The 1096-nt window shown below is 74.4% G+C and carries 1 protein-coding gene and 1 pseudogene; one reads left to right on the top strand and one right to left on the bottom strand.

Going from position 1 to position 1096, the window contains the following annotated elements; all coding sequences use genetic code 11:
* Positions 1 to 291: pseudogene (locus tag L1885_RS28645) on the bottom strand (hypothetical protein); the annotation flags it as partial.
* A 239-nt stretch (positions 292 to 530) separates the two neighbouring features.
* On the opposite strand from L1885_RS28645, the gene L1885_RS28640 reads away from it, so the two are divergent.
* The gene (locus L1885_RS28640; protein ID WP_235800047.1) at positions 531 to 1007 is read left to right on the top strand and encodes a VOC family protein; all 477 of its coding nucleotides are present in this window, start codon (positions 531 to 533) and stop codon (positions 1005 to 1007) included.
* The last annotated feature ends 89 nt before the right edge of the window (positions 1008 to 1096 follow it).

Genomic DNA, 1096 nt, shown 5'->3' with positions numbered 1-1096 from the left:
GATGGCGTGGAACTCCTGAAGGGCCCAGTCGAGCTTGCCCTGCCGTTCCAGCAGCCCCGTCAGCTCGGCGACCCGGGCGTCCAGCTCGGCGGTGCGGCGCTGGGCCTCGGCCTCACGCTCGCGGCGGTACTCCGCCTGCTGCCTGCGATCCGCGCGCGCGGCGGCCTGGCGCTGCCGGGTCTGCTCGCGCCGCCGGGCGGCGATCTCCCGCTGCTCCGCCTCGTACTGCCGCTGCTGCTGGCGCTGTGCCTGGGCCCAGCTCCCCGCCAGTCCCCCGGCCCGCTGACTCATCGGCCACGCCCCTCCCCGCGCGGCGGCGCGACCGCTCGCGCCCCCACGTTCCGCTCGCCCTGCTCGTCCGCGACCGATTCTCCCGGACGGCGCGGCGGCGGCGCGGGGTGCCCCGGGATCTTGGATCCGCACCGCATCATGCGATGAGTTCCGGTGCCCGGGCCGGTCTCCACACCATGGGCACGCGCACCGCGTACGGCCCGCCGGAACACGCTGCCGTCAGACTCCAGGAGGACCCGATGCCGAAGCTCACCCCGAACCTGTGGTTCGACGCGAACGGCCTGGAGGCGGCCGAGTACTACGTCTCCGTCTTCCCGCGCTCGCGGATCAAGCAGGTCTCGCACTACACCGACGCGGGGCCCGGCGAGGCGGGCAGCGTCCTGACCGTCGAGTTCGAGCTCGACGGCAGCCCCTTCACGATCATCAACGGCGGGCCGCAGTTCACCTTCAGCGAGGCGGTGTCCTTCGCGGTCGACTGCGCCGACCAGGCGGAGATCGACGCGTACTGGGACCGGCTCGTCGGCGACGGCGGCGAGGAGGGGCCCTGCGGCTGGCTCAAGGACAAGTACGGGCTGTCCTGGCAGATCGTGCCCGCGTTCATGGGCGAGCTGATGACCGACCCGGACCCGGCCCGGCGCGAGCGGGCCATGAAGGCCATGTTCGGCATGAAGAAGCTGGACGTGGCCGAGCTGAAGGCGGCTGCCGACGGCAGCTGAGGGCCGCGGCGGACGGCGCGTGAGGCGCGGCGGCGCCGCGTGACACGTGCGCGCGGCCGCCCCGCCACGGGGGGCGGGACGGCCGCGCG

The sequence above is a fragment of the Streptomyces fuscigenes genome, assembly GCF_021556455.1.
In the GTDB taxonomy this organism is placed as follows: Bacteria; Actinomycetota; Actinomycetes; order Streptomycetales; family Streptomycetaceae; genus Streptomyces; species Streptomyces fuscigenes.
Note: the sequence above shows the minus strand (reverse complement) of the source record. Positions and strands in the feature narration are given on the sequence as shown.